The organism is Nocardioides szechwanensis (genome assembly GCF_900103935.1).
Lineage (GTDB): Bacteria > Actinomycetota > Actinomycetes > Propionibacteriales > Nocardioidaceae > Nocardioides > Nocardioides szechwanensis.
Genome location: NZ_FNIC01000001.1, coordinates 546289 through 560668 on the forward strand (window position 1 = coordinate 546289; position 14380 = coordinate 560668).

The 14380-nt window shown below is 66.4% G+C and carries 14 protein-coding genes; 6 read left to right on the forward strand and 8 right to left on the reverse strand.

All coding sequences use genetic code 11. The features are described 5' to 3' along the window. Nucleotides 1–60 precede the first annotated feature (60 nt). Nucleotides 61–1344: an acetyl-CoA C-acetyltransferase gene (locus tag BLR90_RS02640; protein WP_091022293.1), complete on the forward strand. Its 1284-nt coding sequence runs from the start codon at nucleotides 61–63 to the stop codon at nucleotides 1342–1344. Nucleotides 1345–1395: 51 nt separating this feature from the next. On the opposite strand, the gene BLR90_RS02645 is transcribed toward BLR90_RS02640, so the two are convergent. The 3 genes from BLR90_RS02645 to BLR90_RS02655 form a co-directional block, all read right to left on the reverse strand. Then, nucleotides 1396–2088, reverse strand: coding sequence for a TetR/AcrR family transcriptional regulator (locus BLR90_RS02645; RefSeq protein WP_091022295.1), 693 nt, complete (start codon nucleotides 2086–2088; stop codon nucleotides 1396–1398). Between the two features lie 89 nt (nucleotides 2089–2177). Beyond that, entirely contained in the window at nucleotides 2178–3485 is a 1308-nt protein-coding gene (locus tag BLR90_RS02650; protein ID WP_091022297.1) for an HNH endonuclease signature motif containing protein, read from the reverse strand. A 99-nt stretch (nucleotides 3486–3584) separates the two neighbouring features. Further along, the gene (locus BLR90_RS02655; protein WP_342706565.1) at nucleotides 3585–3881 is read right to left on the reverse strand and encodes an ATP dependent DNA ligase; all 297 of its coding nucleotides are present in this window, start codon (nucleotides 3879–3881) and stop codon (nucleotides 3585–3587) included. On the opposite strand from BLR90_RS02655, the gene BLR90_RS02660 reads away from it, so the two are divergent. Beyond that, on the forward strand, nucleotides 3864–5297 hold the full coding sequence (locus BLR90_RS02660) for a recombinase family protein (RefSeq protein ID WP_091022299.1): 1434 nt from the start codon (nucleotides 3864–3866) through the stop codon (nucleotides 5295–5297). The genes BLR90_RS02655 and BLR90_RS02660 overlap by 18 nt on opposite strands. 367 nt (nucleotides 5298–5664) lie before the next feature. On the opposite strand, the gene BLR90_RS02665 is transcribed toward BLR90_RS02660, so the two are convergent. From BLR90_RS02665 to BLR90_RS02680, 4 genes are read right to left on the reverse strand one after another with little or no spacing between them, the layout of a single operon-like run. Next, entirely contained in the window at nucleotides 5665–6003 is a 339-nt protein-coding gene (locus BLR90_RS02665; protein ID WP_143016082.1) for a hypothetical protein, read from the reverse strand. Then, nucleotides 6000–6224: a hypothetical protein gene (locus BLR90_RS02670; protein WP_091022303.1), complete on the reverse strand. Its 225-nt coding sequence runs from the start codon at nucleotides 6222–6224 to the stop codon at nucleotides 6000–6002. Before BLR90_RS02670 ends, BLR90_RS02665 begins: the two co-directional genes overlap by 4 nt. Before the next feature lie 14 nt (nucleotides 6225–6238). After that, the gene (locus BLR90_RS02675) at nucleotides 6239–6583 is read right to left on the reverse strand and encodes a hypothetical protein (protein WP_091022305.1); all 345 of its coding nucleotides are present in this window, start codon (nucleotides 6581–6583) and stop codon (nucleotides 6239–6241) included. Next, nucleotides 6580–6876, reverse strand: a complete 297-nt coding sequence (locus tag BLR90_RS02680) for a DUF7249 family protein (RefSeq protein WP_143016083.1) — start codon at nucleotides 6874–6876, stop codon at nucleotides 6580–6582. The genes BLR90_RS02675 and BLR90_RS02680 overlap by 4 nt, the downstream gene beginning before the upstream one ends. 113 nt (nucleotides 6877–6989) lie before the next feature. Here BLR90_RS02680 and BLR90_RS20855 point away from each other — a divergent pair, with 113 nt between their 5' ends. From BLR90_RS20855 to BLR90_RS21740, 3 genes are all read left to right on the forward strand, one after another. Further along, a complete protein-coding gene (locus BLR90_RS20855; RefSeq protein WP_170254199.1) occupies nucleotides 6990–7145 on the forward strand; it encodes a hypothetical protein in 156 nt (51 codons plus the stop codon). 672 nt (nucleotides 7146–7817) lie between these two features. Next, nucleotides 7818–8627 carry a hypothetical protein gene (locus BLR90_RS02685; RefSeq protein WP_143016084.1) on the forward strand — a complete coding sequence of 270 codons (810 nt, stop codon included), beginning with the start codon at nucleotides 7818–7820 and terminating at the stop codon, nucleotides 8625–8627. A 695-nt stretch (nucleotides 8628–9322) separates the two neighbouring features. Continuing rightward, a complete protein-coding gene (locus BLR90_RS21740; protein WP_176943972.1) occupies nucleotides 9323–9805 on the forward strand; it encodes a hypothetical protein in 483 nt (160 codons plus the stop codon). A gap of 371 nt (nucleotides 9806–10176) precedes the next feature. Here BLR90_RS21740 and BLR90_RS20625 read toward each other — a convergent pair whose 3' ends face one another. After that, nucleotides 10177–10491 (reverse strand): hypothetical protein, encoded by a 315-nt coding sequence (locus tag BLR90_RS20625; protein WP_143016086.1) that lies wholly within the window; start codon nucleotides 10489–10491, stop codon nucleotides 10177–10179. A 15-nt stretch (nucleotides 10492–10506) separates the two neighbouring features. Here BLR90_RS20625 and BLR90_RS02690 point away from each other — a divergent pair, with 15 nt between their 5' ends. Continuing rightward, a complete protein-coding gene (locus tag BLR90_RS02690; protein ID WP_143016087.1) occupies nucleotides 10507–14361 on the forward strand; it encodes a hypothetical protein in 3855 nt (1284 codons plus the stop codon). Nucleotides 14362–14380 lie beyond the last annotated feature (19 nt).

A 14380-nucleotide genomic window follows, 5' to 3' on the forward strand; every position in this document is an offset into this window, starting at 1 on the left:
TTTCGTGACCTGCCCCTCATTGCCTTCTCTGACCGCGAGCGGCGGGCCAGGATGTGCTCCATGAACGAACGTACTCGTCGCGTCGCCGTCATCGGCGGCAACCGGATCCCCTTTGCCCGCTCGAACACCGTCTACGCCGGTGTCTCCAACCAGGACATGCTGACCGCCGCGATCGACGGCCTGGTCACGCGCTTCGGGCTGGAGGGGGAGCGTCTCGGTGAGGTCGTCGCCGGGGCCGTGCTCAAGCACGCCCGCGACTTCAACCTGACCCGTGAGTCGGTCCTCGGCTCCAAGCTGTCGCCCGAGACGCCCGCCACCGACATCCAGCAAGCGTGCGGCACCGGCCTGCAGGCGGCCATTCAGGTCGCGAACAAGATCGCCCTCGGTCAGATCGAGGTCGGCATCGCAGGCGGCACCGACACCACGTCGGACGCCCCGGTCGCGATCAGCGACAAGCTGCGCAAGAAGCTCATGAAGGTCAACGCCGCGCGTGACACCAAGTCGCGCCTCGCCGCGCTCGCGGCCATCCGGCCCGGCGACATCGGCCTGGAGATCCCGCAGAACGGTGAGCCGCGCACGCGGCTGTCGATGGGCGAGCACGCCGCTCTGACTGCGCTGGAGTGGCAGGTCGGCCGCGAGGAGCAGGACCTGCTCGCCGCCACGTCGCACCAGAACCTGGCCAAGGCGTACGAGGCCGGCTTCCTCGACGACCAGGTGACGCCGTTCCGCGGTGTCGAGCGCGACAACAACCTGCGCCCGGACTCCTCGGTCGAGAAGCTCGGCAAGCTCAAGCCGGCCTTCGGCAAGGGTGAGGCCGCGACCATGACCGCCGGCAACTCCACCCCGCTGACCGACGGCGCCTCGGTGGTGCTGCTGGCCTCCGAGGAGTGGGCCGAGGAGCGGGGCCTTCCGGTGCTGGCGTACCTGACCGCTTACGAGACCGCCGCGGTCGACTACGTCCACGGCGGGGAGGGGCTGTTGATGGCGCCGGCCTACGCGATGGCGCGGATGCTGGCCCGCGAGGGGCTCACGCTGCAGGACTTCGACTTCTACGAGATCCACGAGGCGTTCGCGTCCCAGGTGCTCTCCACCCTCAAGGCGTGGGAGGACCCGGTGTTCTGCAAGGAGCGCCTCGGTCTCGACGCACCGCTGGGCTCGATCGACCGCACCAAGCTCAACGTCAACGGTTCGTCGCTCGCCGCTGGCCACCCGTTCGCGGCGACCGGCGGCCGGATCGTGAACGTGCTCGCCAAGCTCCTGGCGGAGAAGGGGTCGGGCCGTGGCGTGATCTCGGTCTGCGCAGCGGGCGGCCAGGGCGTCACCGCGATCCTCGAGCGTCCCTGATCCAACCTCGTCGCCCTCGCGCCAGCCTCGGCTGCGCGGGGGCGACGCCGTTCAACGGGTGACGAGGCCGAGCGCCGACGCGACGAGATGGCTGCGGACCTGCTCTGACGAGATCACCCCGACGGTGGGGATTCCCGGGGCAGCCTCCTTCACCAGGATGCCGACGCGGGCGAGCTGCAAGGCGCCGAGCCCCATCGCGTAGAGGATGTTCGCCAGCACCGTGGCGTCATCGCTGGCGATCGTGAAGTCGCCCGACTCCACGCCGGCCTCGATCGCGTTGGACAGCACGACCAGGCACGACGAGATCCCTCGCCCGAGGCGGAAGAGCGCGCTCTCCGAGATCTCGTCGAGCAGCTCGGGGCCGGGCCGGCGCATCAGTGCCTGGGCGCAGTCGACGAACGCGGGGTGCGCCAACCCGTAGTCGACGAACGCGCCGACGATCGCCTGCAACCTCTCGGTCGGCGTGGGCGCCGCCTCGTCCACGAGCACGATCGCCTCACGGAGCTCGTCGAGGTATCCGACCAAGGTCAGGGCGAAGAGCTCCTCCTTGCCGGTGAAGTGTCGATAGACGATCGCGCGGTTGATGCCGACCGCTCGCGCGATGTCCTCGATCTGGGCATCGCGCACGCCGCGCTCGTCGAACAGGGTCCGCGTCGCGGCGATGATGTCGGCCTCGCGGGCACGCCTGCGGATGGCGGCTGCCCGGCGGCGACCGTCGGTCTCGGGAGCCCGTGTCGTGCTCATGCGACACACGATAGAAGATGTGCAACTCCCAGTTGCACATCTGTGACATGTTGCTCAAAGTCAGCCGTCGCGCACCGGACCGCCGGCCCCTACTCGAGCCGTGGTCGGCTGCGCATCCAGTCGGGCGGATGACCGTGGTGGTGCGGCGGGAGGAACTCCGGCAGCCCGTCGTCGCTGTTGATCCGAACCTGCCACGGCGTCTGGTGGATCGTTCGGTGGTGGTGGCCGCACACGAGCACCAGGTTGGACAGCGACGTCTCGCCACCCTCGAACCACGGCACCACGTGATGCGCGTGTCCCATCACCGGCGGCCGCGTGCAGCCCGGGAACGCGCAGTGGCGGTCACGTTGCACGAGGGCCCGCCAGAGCGCGGCGGTCACCAGTCGATGGGTGCGTCCGACGTCGAGCACCTCGCCCGCGGTGCCGAGGGTCATGGGGATGACGTCGGCGTCGCATGCGAGCCGGCGTACGACGGACGGCGCGAGCTCGAGCCCGTCCTCGGTGACCCCCCGGCTGGCCAGCTCGCCGCGCAGCGTCTCAAGGTCTGTGGTGACCGTGACCCGCGGACGCGCGCCGTGGCACTCGGGCGGCAGGTCGGAGTCGAGACCATGCTGAGCCAGCGCCACCAGCGCGTCCCACATGCGCACGCCGTAGTCGCGGGCGTCCGGCAGCTGTCGGCAGGTGGTGGTGTCCGTCTCGGGGACCGGTGCAGTCAGCGGGAGCAGGGCCGCGCGCAGCACCGCCCCGTCCTCCACCGATCCGCGGCCCTTGACCCGGATGCCACCGGCACCGTCGTCGGTGATCGACAGGAACCTGCGCTGGTGCGCCACCCGGTCCTCGCGGTCGAGCTGGGCCTCGCGTGCCCGCACCGTGCTCTCGGGGTCGACGATCTCGATCACGCCGCGGGCATGGCGGGCCAGTTCCGTGGCGGTGAGTCGGGTGGCCTCGGAGAGCAGGGCTCGCTCGGCTTGGTCACGGATCTCCTCGTCGCCCGGCAGGCGGTCGACAGCATCGAGCACCACGTCGGCCTGTTCCGGACTGATGGAGCCCGAGCCGAGGTCCTCGAGCGTGGCGGGATGCTCGGCGACGAGCTCGCGCGCGTGGTCGACGATCTGTTTGCCCTGCCCCCGCCGTACGCCGGCCAGATGGGTGTACCAGTCGACGGTCGACCCCCAGCCGAGCCGCCGACGCGCGATGTCGCGGCCGTCGATCTCCGCGAGCAGCGGCGCCTCCAAGGCGCGGATGCGGGAGCGGAGCCGTTGCAGCTCCTCGACGAGCGACACCAGCTCGTGGTCGGGCGTGTCGACCCAGTCGATGCCGAGAAGGCCACCGAGGAGGGCAGCCGCGTCGACCACCAGGTCGTGGGGTGTGGGGAGAGGAAGCGCCGAGATCGCCATGGCGACAGGGAACCAGCGGACCCCGACACCGACGACCCACCACGAGCCCGACTGTGGAAACCCCCGACGCAGCGCCCCCTGTGGGCGACAGCTGGCCAGTCAGCGACCGAACAGCTCCCGCACCGTCGCCACCGTGTCGGCCTCAGCGGCCGGCTTGTCGTCGCGGTAGCGCACCACCCGCGCGAAGCGCAGGGCCATCCCCGCGGGGTAGCGGCTCGACTGCTGCACCCCGTCGAGCGCGATCTCGACGACCTGCTCAGGCCGCACGTGTACGACGTGCCCGGACCGCGACGTCTCCAGCGCGAGGAAGCGCTCGGTCTGCCACGCCAGCACCTCGTCGGTCATCCCCTTGAACGTCTTGCAGGGTACAATTTCAGGATGGCCGACAGAGGGTATGGGCGCATCAGCCTGGACACGCTCCGCTCAGGCTCCATCAAGAAGCAGCGGGAGCGCATCGCAGGGGCCGCTGGGCCTGATCTGGTCTGGTATCCCGATGAGTCTGTCAGCGGCTCTAAGATCCCGTTCGCCTCGCGCCCTGCCGGCGCCCAGCTCCTAGCCGACCTGCGGCCCGGTGACCGTGTGTTCGTCACCAAGATCGACCGAGCGGCACGGAGCGTGCGCGACCTGCTCGGCCTGGTCGAGCTCATCGAGACCAGGGGCGCCTCGATCATCTTCGTGGACCAGAACATCGACACCTCGGGTTCGATGGGCCGTTTCCTCCTGACCCTCCTCGGAGCCATCGCGGAGCTGGAGGCCGCGATCATCGCGGAGCGCCGCAAGGAGAGCCTGGAGTCCTTCGCTCAGGAAGGCCGGCACGCTGTCGGCCAGGCCCCCTGGGGCTTCGAATCGGTGGAGAACCCCGATGGTCGAGGACTGGTCATCCGAGTCGACCCGGAGCTGCGGGAGACGGCTCGTTCGATGGTCGCCCGGATCATGGCCGGGGAGTCGCAGGAGTCAGTGCGTCAGGAGATCGGCATGAGCAAGACCGGCATCAGCAAGTGGCTGCGAAATCCCCGGCTCGCTGGCATGACCCCAGACGGCGATGGTGTGGTGACCATCGAGGGCATTCCTCGCGTCGTCCCCGAGGCGGCACTCCTTTCGATGCCAGAGTGGCGCGACCTCCAGGCTCGGCTCGCAAGGGCCCGCAAGAGCTGGAGCCTGCGGGCGACCTACGGCGCCGCCCTGCGCTGCGGGGTCTGTGGCGAGCGCATGTACCTCAACGCAAGCAAGAAGGTGAACGCGGTCACGGGGGCCACGCACGACACGTACACATGCCGAAAGCAGAAGCACGCTAAGGGTCAGGGGGCGCCGGCCATCATCGCTCGCAACGCTGACACATACATGGAGCAGCGCTTCCTCGAAGGCTACGGACATCGCCGCGCCCTAGTCGGATCGTGGGCCGACTCCCTCACTGCCAAGGACGAGGCCGTGAGCATGGCTGAGACCCGACTAGAAGAGGCCCAGCGCCGCTTTAGTGCGGCCACGACGGACGAGGATGAGGACGAGGCCCTGGTCCACCAGCGAGCGGCCAAGCGGGCTCTGAGGGAGGCTGAGGCGATGCAGGGGGAGCGTGTATTCACTATCGAGGACTCGGGGCAGACCGTGGCCGAGGTCTGGGCGAGCGCAACGATGGGCGAGCGGTGCCGGATGCTCAACGTGCTCGGCGCATGGACCCTCCAGCCGGGACGGGGATCGGTCGGACGGCGCATCACCCTAAACCCGGACGAGCTGCTGGCCGAGCTCGTCACTCACCAGCCGGGGAGCGAACTCACCTCCCACGACGACCAGGGCGGCTTCCTGCTGCCAACCTAAATGGGGGGCCGCTCAAAGGACCGAGCCCTAGGTTCTCCCACCTTCTCGATCGTGCGTCGGCGGAACGTACGGGGAAGTACAGGGAAATGCCCCCCTGGCCAATCGAGGCTAGGGGGCTTCCGATCCCGCCGGACGACCTGCCGCTGCTACCCAACGTCCTGGCCGGGTATCCAGGTCACGCGCAGGATGTGTTAGCCAACGTCGGGCGTTAGCGCCTGCAAGGCAACAGCCTGCAACCTCGTAAGGCCCTGATCTGCTCCGTACTGAGCGCAGGGGAGGCGAGGTGCTGGCGGATGAGCCAGTTTCTCTCTGCCTGTCGCGTCGATAAGGAATGGCGACAGGTGGGCCAACGTCTCCTCGTTGCTACTCACGAAGTCACCCGCGCCCGCAGCATCAGTGCTTGCGACCCCGCCGCAATTAGGTCGAGGGGCGGGTCTGTGACGATGGGATCTCTGCCGAACAATCCCACGATGGCGCGCCCGTCGCGGGTCTGCCCGCACTCGACAGGCGCATGTCCGCGCTCGTCGTCGCTGAGCTCGTAACCCACCGCGTCCAGGCGGCGGATCATCGCGTTCCAGTCCGCCTCATGCACGCTCTCCGCGCCGAGCCACACGTTCCGCGACGGGTTCGGGCAGACCAGCACCCCCTCGCCAGACATGGGATGCAGATGCGCAACGTAATTGCCGGTCTCAATAGTTTGGATCATCCCCGCTCGCCCCTCTTGGTCCAGCGGACATCGGTGCCATCTGCTCGATCCTCTCGCCCAACGACGCCCCGCGTGTCCGTGAGTCCAAGGAAGGCAATGAGGGACTGACGCACGATGGTCGACACGGCCACCCCCTCGGCCTTGGCGCGCTGCTCAGCGGCCTCCCACACGTCATCGCTTATGCGGATGGTGTGCCCTCGCGTCTTGGCATCGTTCGGCATGACTGCATCCTCTCTCATGGGTTGACCCTGCTGTCGGTGTCCTCTGACCAGATCCAGCCGTAGGCACCCATCGCATAGAGACCGTCCTCGTCTGCCGGAAGGATCTCCGGTCGGTAGTGCGCCGGGTCCTCCTCGGCGTACAGGACGTCGGTCAGCACGAGTGCGCCGTCCTCGGTCCAGTCGATCCGCACCGCACCATCGTCGGCACCGTCGTTGAGCCGGTCGGCGACGAGGACCACGGACCACGCGTCGATCACGGGGCAGAGCCACCCATTCCACCGGACCCGCTCATCCCACTGGCCCCCGACGCTCACGGTCTCGTCGAGACAGACCCGGCCCTGACGCGCGAACTCGTTCACGAGATGTACGCCTCGCGCATGGCAGCGCCGATCTCGCGCTCATCGACGCGCCACCACGAACCGATCTCGCGATACATGTCGCCACCGGCCTGCCCGCACTCCTCAAGCAGATCCTTGACCCACTCAACGACGAACTCACCGAGTCGCCAGTTGCTCATCTCGTCGCAGTTGTAGGCGAACTCCTCGACGCTCTCGCGGAGGGTCTCGTACATGCCGCTGTCGTTGCTGACCCATAGGTGGAAGGCCCACGTCTCCCTGTTGGCCCAGCCGTTGTACGCCTCGCTGTCGCTCATCGCAATCCCCTTCGATTCGTGGTGCATGACACCTTGATGAGAGGACCATGACACAGGTGCATTACACCTGTCAACCCTGTCGGTTGCATCTTCCTGTGGCTTACGCTCACGCGATGACGCCGACCCGCGACGCGCAGTCTGATCCGATCGAACGAAACGCACCCACGGTGGACGAGGTGATGGCTCTGATGCCGGCCGCTCAGGCCGAGCCGGTCATCGAGATCAGCAGGGAGCAGGCAGCCACCGTGCGCAAGTTGCTTCGCGGCTAGAGCCACGCGCCCCGACGCCGAGAGGGGTGGGGTGTGAACCCGTTGCGTGCTGGGGGGCCTACCGGGAGTCCTTAGCAAGCCGGGTTCTGCCACGGTCTCAAGGTCGATGAGATTTCGGCAGAACAGGCCCTGGGAGCCGCGAAAGCACCCCCACCAGACGCAGGGCCGACGCGGGATCTTGGTGCTGCTACCGGGGGGATAGGAGTCGCTGAGAACAGCCGCTCTCGGCCTTACGGTCCCGGCGATAAAGTACGGTCTGCTCGTTAGGACTTGACGTCGCGGCCCGCCTGCCTGTCGCCGGGATGATGTATGGTTTTACTCGTTGGGACTTGACATCGCGGGGCTTTACCTATCCGCGATGCCGTAAGGTCTCGATCGAGCGTGAGAGCTGAGGTCCGGGGAGAAGAACGCCGGCAGCCTCACGCACCCAGAACGAAACGTCAACGAAGCTCACGCCGACTGCCTATGCATTGCATCGGGGTCGGGGGCACGCGGAGTCGTATCTCAAGATCGCTGTGCCACCTGTGGCACGCCGGTCTGGTGATGCCGCCTGCCCGATGAGCCCCGCTCACGTGCCGACCAGCGCCGTCACCTGTTCCATCGGTGGCGGCGCTTCCTGCGTCCCGCCGACTCCGAGGAGGAGATCAACGACAACAGCGAGGAGAACAGGGCATGCCCACGACACAGCAGCACGGCAACGGCGATACGGCTGGAAGGCCACGGCTCCGCAGCGTGACCACGCGCGCCTACTGGGCGGCGCTCGAAGTAGAGGGCGTGGAGAATGCCATCAAACAAGCCGTCAACAAGGTCTCGTTCCACTACAGCATCGACAAGGACGACCTGCTCCAGGACGCCCGCCTTGCTGTCGTCACGACCGCCGACCTGCTCGACTGCATCGACGAGGACAAGCCCGAGCTCACGCTCGGCACCCTCCAGTACCGGCTGGAGCGGGACCTCGTGACGATCGCCGACCGAGAGGTGCTGCGCCGTCATCGCCAGCCCTCCTACGAGGAGCGCAACGACCGCAACGACGGTGACGAGGGGTTCGCCCCTCGCCCTGCCAACATCGCCATCCGCAACGACACGTCGACCTACACCCGCGAGCTCGTCGAGTCGCTGATCCCTGCGGTGTGGGACGAGTCGTTCTGCTACGGCGTCCGCGTCGAGAACGCACCCGACCCGGACATGCCGCGAGGCACGACGAACAAGGCGACCGGCAACACGCTGGCTGCTCACATCGTCGACATCAAGACCGGGTGGACCAAGACTCTGCTGACGCTGAACGAGCGGCGCGCGCTACTCCTCTGCTACGGGCTCGACTGGACCACCCGTGGTGCTGGATTCAACCTCGGAGTTAACCACTCAACGGTCGTGCGCTGGCTCTACGCAGGCGTCGGCAAGTTGGTAGCAACGCTGAACGGACATAGCGCCGAGGTCATTCACCTTGCTGACGTTCGTCGCGACCTGGCCGTAGCCGCTTGACCAAGCCCCAAGCCCCAAGCCCCTGACGAAGGATGAGTGGTGGCGAAGATGCGGAAAAGGGTTCGCCGATCCGTGCACCAAACACGCGTCTCGCTCAGACATACAAGTAGGTAGCAAGCCCCCATCGCGTCCTTACTCAACGCGACGGGGGCTTTCGCTTGGCCCGTATTGCGACGGCGTAGGTCCGTCCCGGAAGGAAAGGTGTAACACCATGCTCGATCTAGACTTGGGCACCACATGGATGCCGAGTACCGAGGCGGCGTTGCTACTCGGACTCTCGGTCTCCGGTTTGCGCTCACGGCGCAAGCGGGAAGGCGCGGCACATCCTCGCTACCTCGTAGCCGGCAGTGCGTGCTTCTATCACGCTGGCGAGTTCGCGAAGTACGCCGAACGATGGCGGGATGGTCGGTGTGCGTGAGCGAGTACCGCGACCGGGTAGGGCAACGCATCGGCCCTCTTGAAGTCCTTGCCGACCACAAACGGACCCCCAGCGGCAAGGTGATCTGGCGTTGTCGGGACCTTGAAACAGGCAAGTCCCATTATCTCCGCACCGAGGCGCTAATCGCCCTTGATCGTCGATCGACGCGAGCTCAGGAACTATGAGTGAGGGTCGGGGGAATCCTAAGTTCATCTGGCAAGACGCCGTAGCCAGTGCAGGACTCCGTCCCTATTCCACCGCATACCTGGCTCAGGTTATGGCGAATCGCGATAACGGTGACGGTCGGGGGTTCTACATGACCGTAAGGAGTCTCGCCGAGATGGCCGGCTCTACCGAGTCGGTTGCTGAGCGAGCGATCGGCGAGCTGCGCAAGGCTGGATGGATCACTCAGACGCGGCAGGGGCGTGGGGGAGTTGCCTCACGGTATGCCCTGACATACCCCCCTCGCGCAGAGCCGGTGGCCCAGCACCCCGCTCCTGAGGTGCTGGAGTCATCTGAGCCCGAACGCCAGCACCCCGCTCCTGAGGTGCTGGAGTCCTCTCAGCACCCCGCTAGCGGGGGACAAGTAGACCAGTTACTTCCTTATAGACCAGAAGAACCTCTTCCTCTTCCTCCTCCTCCTCCTCTATCCACTCGGTCTCACGGCGGCAGTGGCGAGGGACGTAGGTCGTTCGGTCGCAGAGCCATTCCTGTAGATGAACCCGCTACTCGCTTTATCCCCAAGCGAGTGGGTCCATAAGCATCTTCATCTATTGCACATTCGCCCGTTAGCGGTTCGCTCACGGGTTCTCCCACGTCAGGACACTCCATGAGTATGAATGCCCGTCAATCACATCGTCTGCAACTCGACGAGGAGCGCAAGGCGTCAGCGCGTGCCTATCACGCAATGCCTATCAGCAAGGATTGCCCAGATCGGACTCTTGTCGATTGGAGGTCAATCTCCATCGGCATGAGCATCGGTTGGCTCTCCGTTCTGGAGTCGCCAGGCTCCGCCGATGCACGCACTCTCGTTCGCTGCGTTTGCGGCGATGTAACGGCCCCGCGAGCACTCGACCTAGCCCGTGGTGCCACTCGATCCTGTGGGGCCGTTAGCCGCCATGGCCGTGGCTGCTAGCGCAGCTCTGCTCCTTCCCCCTCTAGCCCGCCAGCGCCTTGTTGGCGGGTTTCGTCGTTTCCAAGGAGATTCATGAACTCACTCCACCCTTCCTCGCCGCTGCTGGCGGGAGGTGCCGCATGGCGGATCTGACCGTCATCGGTCGGGTTGCCGTAAAGGTGATCCCCGATACCAGTGACTTCCGAGGACAGGCGAAGCGAGAGCTTGCCGCCATCGAGAAGTCCATCAAGAAACTGACCATCGGCTTCACAGCCGATGTGCGGGAAGCCGTCAAGCAAGTCGACCGGGCAATCGACAAGGCGCAGAGCCACGCTAAGCACAAGCCCGTGGAACTGAGCGTCGGACTCAACGCCGTCTCGCATCGCGTCACTCAGACTCGGCTGGCGGCGCTATCCCGACCGCGCATCGCGACCATCGTCCCCAAGATCAACGAGGCCGCTGCCGGCAAGGTCGGGGCCAGCCTCGCTGCCCTGTCAGGTGGTCGGGGGCTCGGCAACATCGGGAGCGACCTCGCCGACTACATCGGCGGACTCGACAAGGCCGTCCCCAAGATCGCAGCAGCAGGGCTTGCCGTCGCCACGCTCTCGTCGCTGGCTCTCGCTTCCTCCAGCAACGTCCTCGCGCTCGGCACCTCGCTCGCCTCCACGGCCGGCGCGGGCCTCGCCCTGCCCGGAATCCTCGGGGGGCTCGCCATCGGCTTCGGCGCAAGCATCGCGGTCCTCAAGGACTTCAACGAGGTGCTGCCTGGAGTAAGTGAGAGGCTCAGCGCCCTCCAAGACTCCATGTCCACCCGGTTCTGGAACCAGGCCAAGGAGCCCTTCCAGGACTTCATCCAGTCCATCTTCCCGCAGTTCGCGTCCGGCATGAACGACACAAGCACCGCACTCGGCACCTTCTTCGGCAACCTCGCCAACTCGGGCACCAGCGTGTTCGACGGCCAGCTCAACTCGATGTTCGTCGACCTCCAGCGGAGCATCAGGATCTCCGGGCAGTACACCGACGAGTTCGTCGGCATCCTGGAGAAGCTCGGCTCTGTCGGCGCAGGCAACCTGCCTCGACTGGCCGGCTGGTTCGGCGACATCTCCACCGAGTTCAACAACTGGCTCGCCAAGAAGGGGGACTCCGGTCTCCAGACGTTCGTCGACGAAGGCGTCACCGCCCTCAAGGATCTCGGCGGCGTGCTCAACGCGACGGGCGGAATCTTCGCCGGTCTCGCTCGGGCTGCTGAGGTAGCCGGGGGCTCGACCCTCTCGATCATGCGCGACACCCTCGAAGGCGTCGAGCGGATCGTCGACTCGTCCAAGTTCCAGACCGCCCTCAGCAACGCCTTCCGGGGCGCACACGAGGGCATGTCGGCCCTGACCGACGAGGCAGGCCCCGCACTCCAGAGCCTCCTCTACTCGCTGTCCGACACCCTGACCACCGTCCTGCCCTCTGCGGGCAAGACCGCTGGCACGGCGCTCGGCGCGATCTTCGACGGGCTCGACCAGCCCAAGGTTCAGCAGTCCATCATCGGCCTGTTCGACAACATCGGGACGGCGGTCGACAACCTCAAGGGCTCCATGCCCGGTGTCGGCAAGGCGCTCGCCTCGATCGTCGATGTCGTAGGCGACGTGGGGGTCAACCTCTCCCGCGCACTCGGCCCTGCGCTCGACACCATCTCTCCCGCCATCGTCAGCCTCTCCGAGGATCTCGGTCCTCTGATCGACCAGCTCGGCGACCTGCTCGTCAACGCCGTCAAGGGCGCAAGCCCTGTGATCGTTGACCTCGTGAGCGTGCTCGGCGATCTGGCCGGCGCACTGGCGATGATCCTCCAGCCCATCAACGAACTGGCCGACCTGTTCGGCAAGCTCCCCGACCCTGTTCAGTCGGCCATCGGCAGTCTCGTTTCTGTCGGCCTGCTGGTGGGTGGCGCGATGTGGATGGGCGCTGCTGTCCGCGCCAAGCTCATGCTGCTCAGCGGCGCGATCCTCGACGCTGGCACCAAGGCCGGCGTTGCTCAGGGCGGCTTCCTCCGCGCTGGTCTCGCCGCCGAGTCGATGGGCAACAAGATGACCTTCGCTCGGGCTGGCGCTGCCGGCCTGGCGCTCGCCGTCCTCACGCTGGGCACCGACGCAGCAGGATCCAACGAGAAGCTCTCTGCCCTGGCTACGGTCGGTGGCGGCGCGCTGCTCGGCTTCTCGGTCGGTGGTCCCATCGGGGCTGCCATCGGTGGAGGCGCAGGCGCTCTCTACGCACTGTCGCAGAACGCTCGCGACACGACTGCCGCTCTCTCCGAGGCCAAGCCTGCCGCTCTCGACTACGCGGCCACGCTCGACTCCATGACGGCTGCCGCCACCAGGGTCACTCGCGGAATGGCGCTCGTTGCGCTGACCGAGAACGGTGCTGTGGAGGCGGGGGCCAAGCTCGGCATCACCTCCCGCGAACTGGTCAACGGAATGCTCGGTCAGGGCAACGCCTACGAGACTCTCGGTCGCAAGATCGCGGACATCCGCAACCCGCTCAACCAGGCGTTCGCGGCCGGCGAGACCCTCACCCAAGGGCAACTCGACATGCTCCGCGCTACCGGCGATCTCAACGTGCTCCTAGGCGAACAGGCATGGGACTTCAAAAACCTCACTGCCGCCAAGCGCAACGAGATCATGGCCACACAGGATCTCTCGTCTCTCCAGGGCAAGATTCCCAAGGCCGTCTACACCAAGATCGAAGCCACGGGCATCCCCCCCACGCTCAACGGCATCGCTCGCGTCGTGAACAAGTACAGCCTGCTCGACGGCAAGCAGATCAAGTCCGTCATCGAGGCGACCGGAGTTGACACCTCGGTCCGTGCGGTCAACCGCGTCATCGCCAAGCTCGTCGCTGCTGGCAAGATCAAGGCCAACCCCAAGATCAGGGTCGAGACGAAGGTCGCCGAGGGCGACACCGCTGCCGTGACCGAGAAGGTCAAGAACCTCAACAAGGTCGAGGGCGTCGGTCGAGTCAAGATCAAGGACGAGGCCACCAAGCCCGTCAACGAGGTCCAGACCCTCCTCGTGCGCTACGGCAAGATGACGGTGAGCGCGCTCGTCAAGATCACGGACCACGCGACCGCAGGCATCAACGCTGTGCGAGCGAACCTCCAGTCCCTCAACGGGGACACGGCCACCGTGACCACGCTCCACCGCAACGTCACCACCTTCTCCGGTGGAGGCAGCACCCCCGACCCACTCGGCGAGGGTGCGAGCGGACGCGTCGTCGCAGGCAAGGCGGGCCAGGCTGCTGCCGCAGCGTTCGCCGAGAACTTCTCTCGGGTGATCGACCGCTACATGTCCAAGACCAGCGGCATGTTCGACAAGCTGATCGACAAGGCCAAGACCAAGGAGCAGCGCAAGCACCTCAAGGACATGTTCGGCGGGGCGCTCGACCACCTCAAGGAGATGTCCAAGCGGCACGAGAAGTGGATGCGTCAGCTCGACGCAGCGCGGACCAAGCTCAAGCAGGTCCAGGCCGACCTGGCGTCCTTCAAGGACGCTGCTCGCGCCGTCATCGTCGAGTCTGCCAACCCGACCAACATGGAGATCGGTGGCTTCGACGACCTCGTGGCGCAGATGCAGAACGCTGCGCTGGAGGCCGAGGAGTTCGAGCGGGTCATCAAGGCGCTCATCGCTCAGGGCCTCAACTCCACCACGCTCCAGCAGATCCTCGACAAGGGCCCGCAGGCCGGCATGGCTACGGCGCAGGCGATCCTCCAGGGCGGCGTCAAGCAGATCGACGCCATCCAGGACCAGATCAATGCTGCTGCCAACGGAGTCGCCAACGCGGCTGGCTCCGAGCTGTTCGGCGGTCTCCTCAACGAGGCTCAGACCGACGTGGACAAGCTGATCGGTCAGCTCGCTCCACTCCAGGCTCGCCTGCGTGAGTTCGCCACGAACCTCGTGGCTGCCTTCCGCGACCAGCTCGACAAGGAGTTCGGCAAGCCGGGCAAGCCCGGTCGACCGGACAGCGGCAAGGACTGGCTGAACCCGCAGTCCAACACCAAGCGGGCCGTCGTCGGGCGCATCGCCCACGAGGACACGCACAGCAAGTCCAAGGGCAACGGCACGACTCTCATCTACAACGCCGCACCCGGTCCACAGATCACCTCCGAGGAGGCCCTGTTCCGGGCAGGCAAGCGCGCAAGGGCTGTGTTCACCGCAGCCTGACCCCACCGCAACACCCGAG

Excerpts from the sequence above, each read along its gene's own strand:
- BLR90_RS02650 (WP_091022297.1), bottom strand. The coding sequence starts at position 3,485 with ATGGCGATCTCGGCGCTTCCTCTCCCCACACCCCACGACCTGGTGGTC.
- BLR90_RS21740 (WP_176943972.1), top strand. The coding sequence starts at position 9,323 with ATGGCGAATCGCGATAACGGTGACGGTCGGGGGTTCTACATGACCGTA.
- BLR90_RS02640 (WP_091022293.1), top strand. The coding sequence starts at position 61 with ATGAACGAACGTACTCGTCGCGTCGCCGTCATCGGCGGCAACCGGATC.
- BLR90_RS02680 (WP_143016083.1), bottom strand. The coding sequence starts at position 6,876 with ATGAGCGACAGCGAGGCGTACAACGGCTGGGCCAACAGGGAGACGTGG.
- BLR90_RS02660 (WP_091022299.1), top strand. The coding sequence starts at position 3,864 with ATGGCCGACAGAGGGTATGGGCGCATCAGCCTGGACACGCTCCGCTCA.
- BLR90_RS02685 (WP_143016084.1), top strand. The coding sequence starts at position 7,818 with ATGCCCACGACACAGCAGCACGGCAACGGCGATACGGCTGGAAGGCCA.
- BLR90_RS02670 (WP_091022303.1), bottom strand. The coding sequence starts at position 6,224 with ATGCCGAACGATGCCAAGACGCGAGGGCACACCATCCGCATAAGCGAT.
- BLR90_RS02645 (WP_091022295.1), bottom strand. The coding sequence starts at position 2,088 with ATGAGCACGACACGGGCTCCCGAGACCGACGGTCGCCGCCGGGCAGCC.
- BLR90_RS02665 (WP_143016082.1), bottom strand. The coding sequence starts at position 6,003 with ATGATCCAAACTATTGAGACCGGCAATTACGTTGCGCATCTGCATCCC.
- BLR90_RS20855 (WP_170254199.1), top strand. The coding sequence starts at position 6,990 with ATGACGCCGACCCGCGACGCGCAGTCTGATCCGATCGAACGAAACGCA.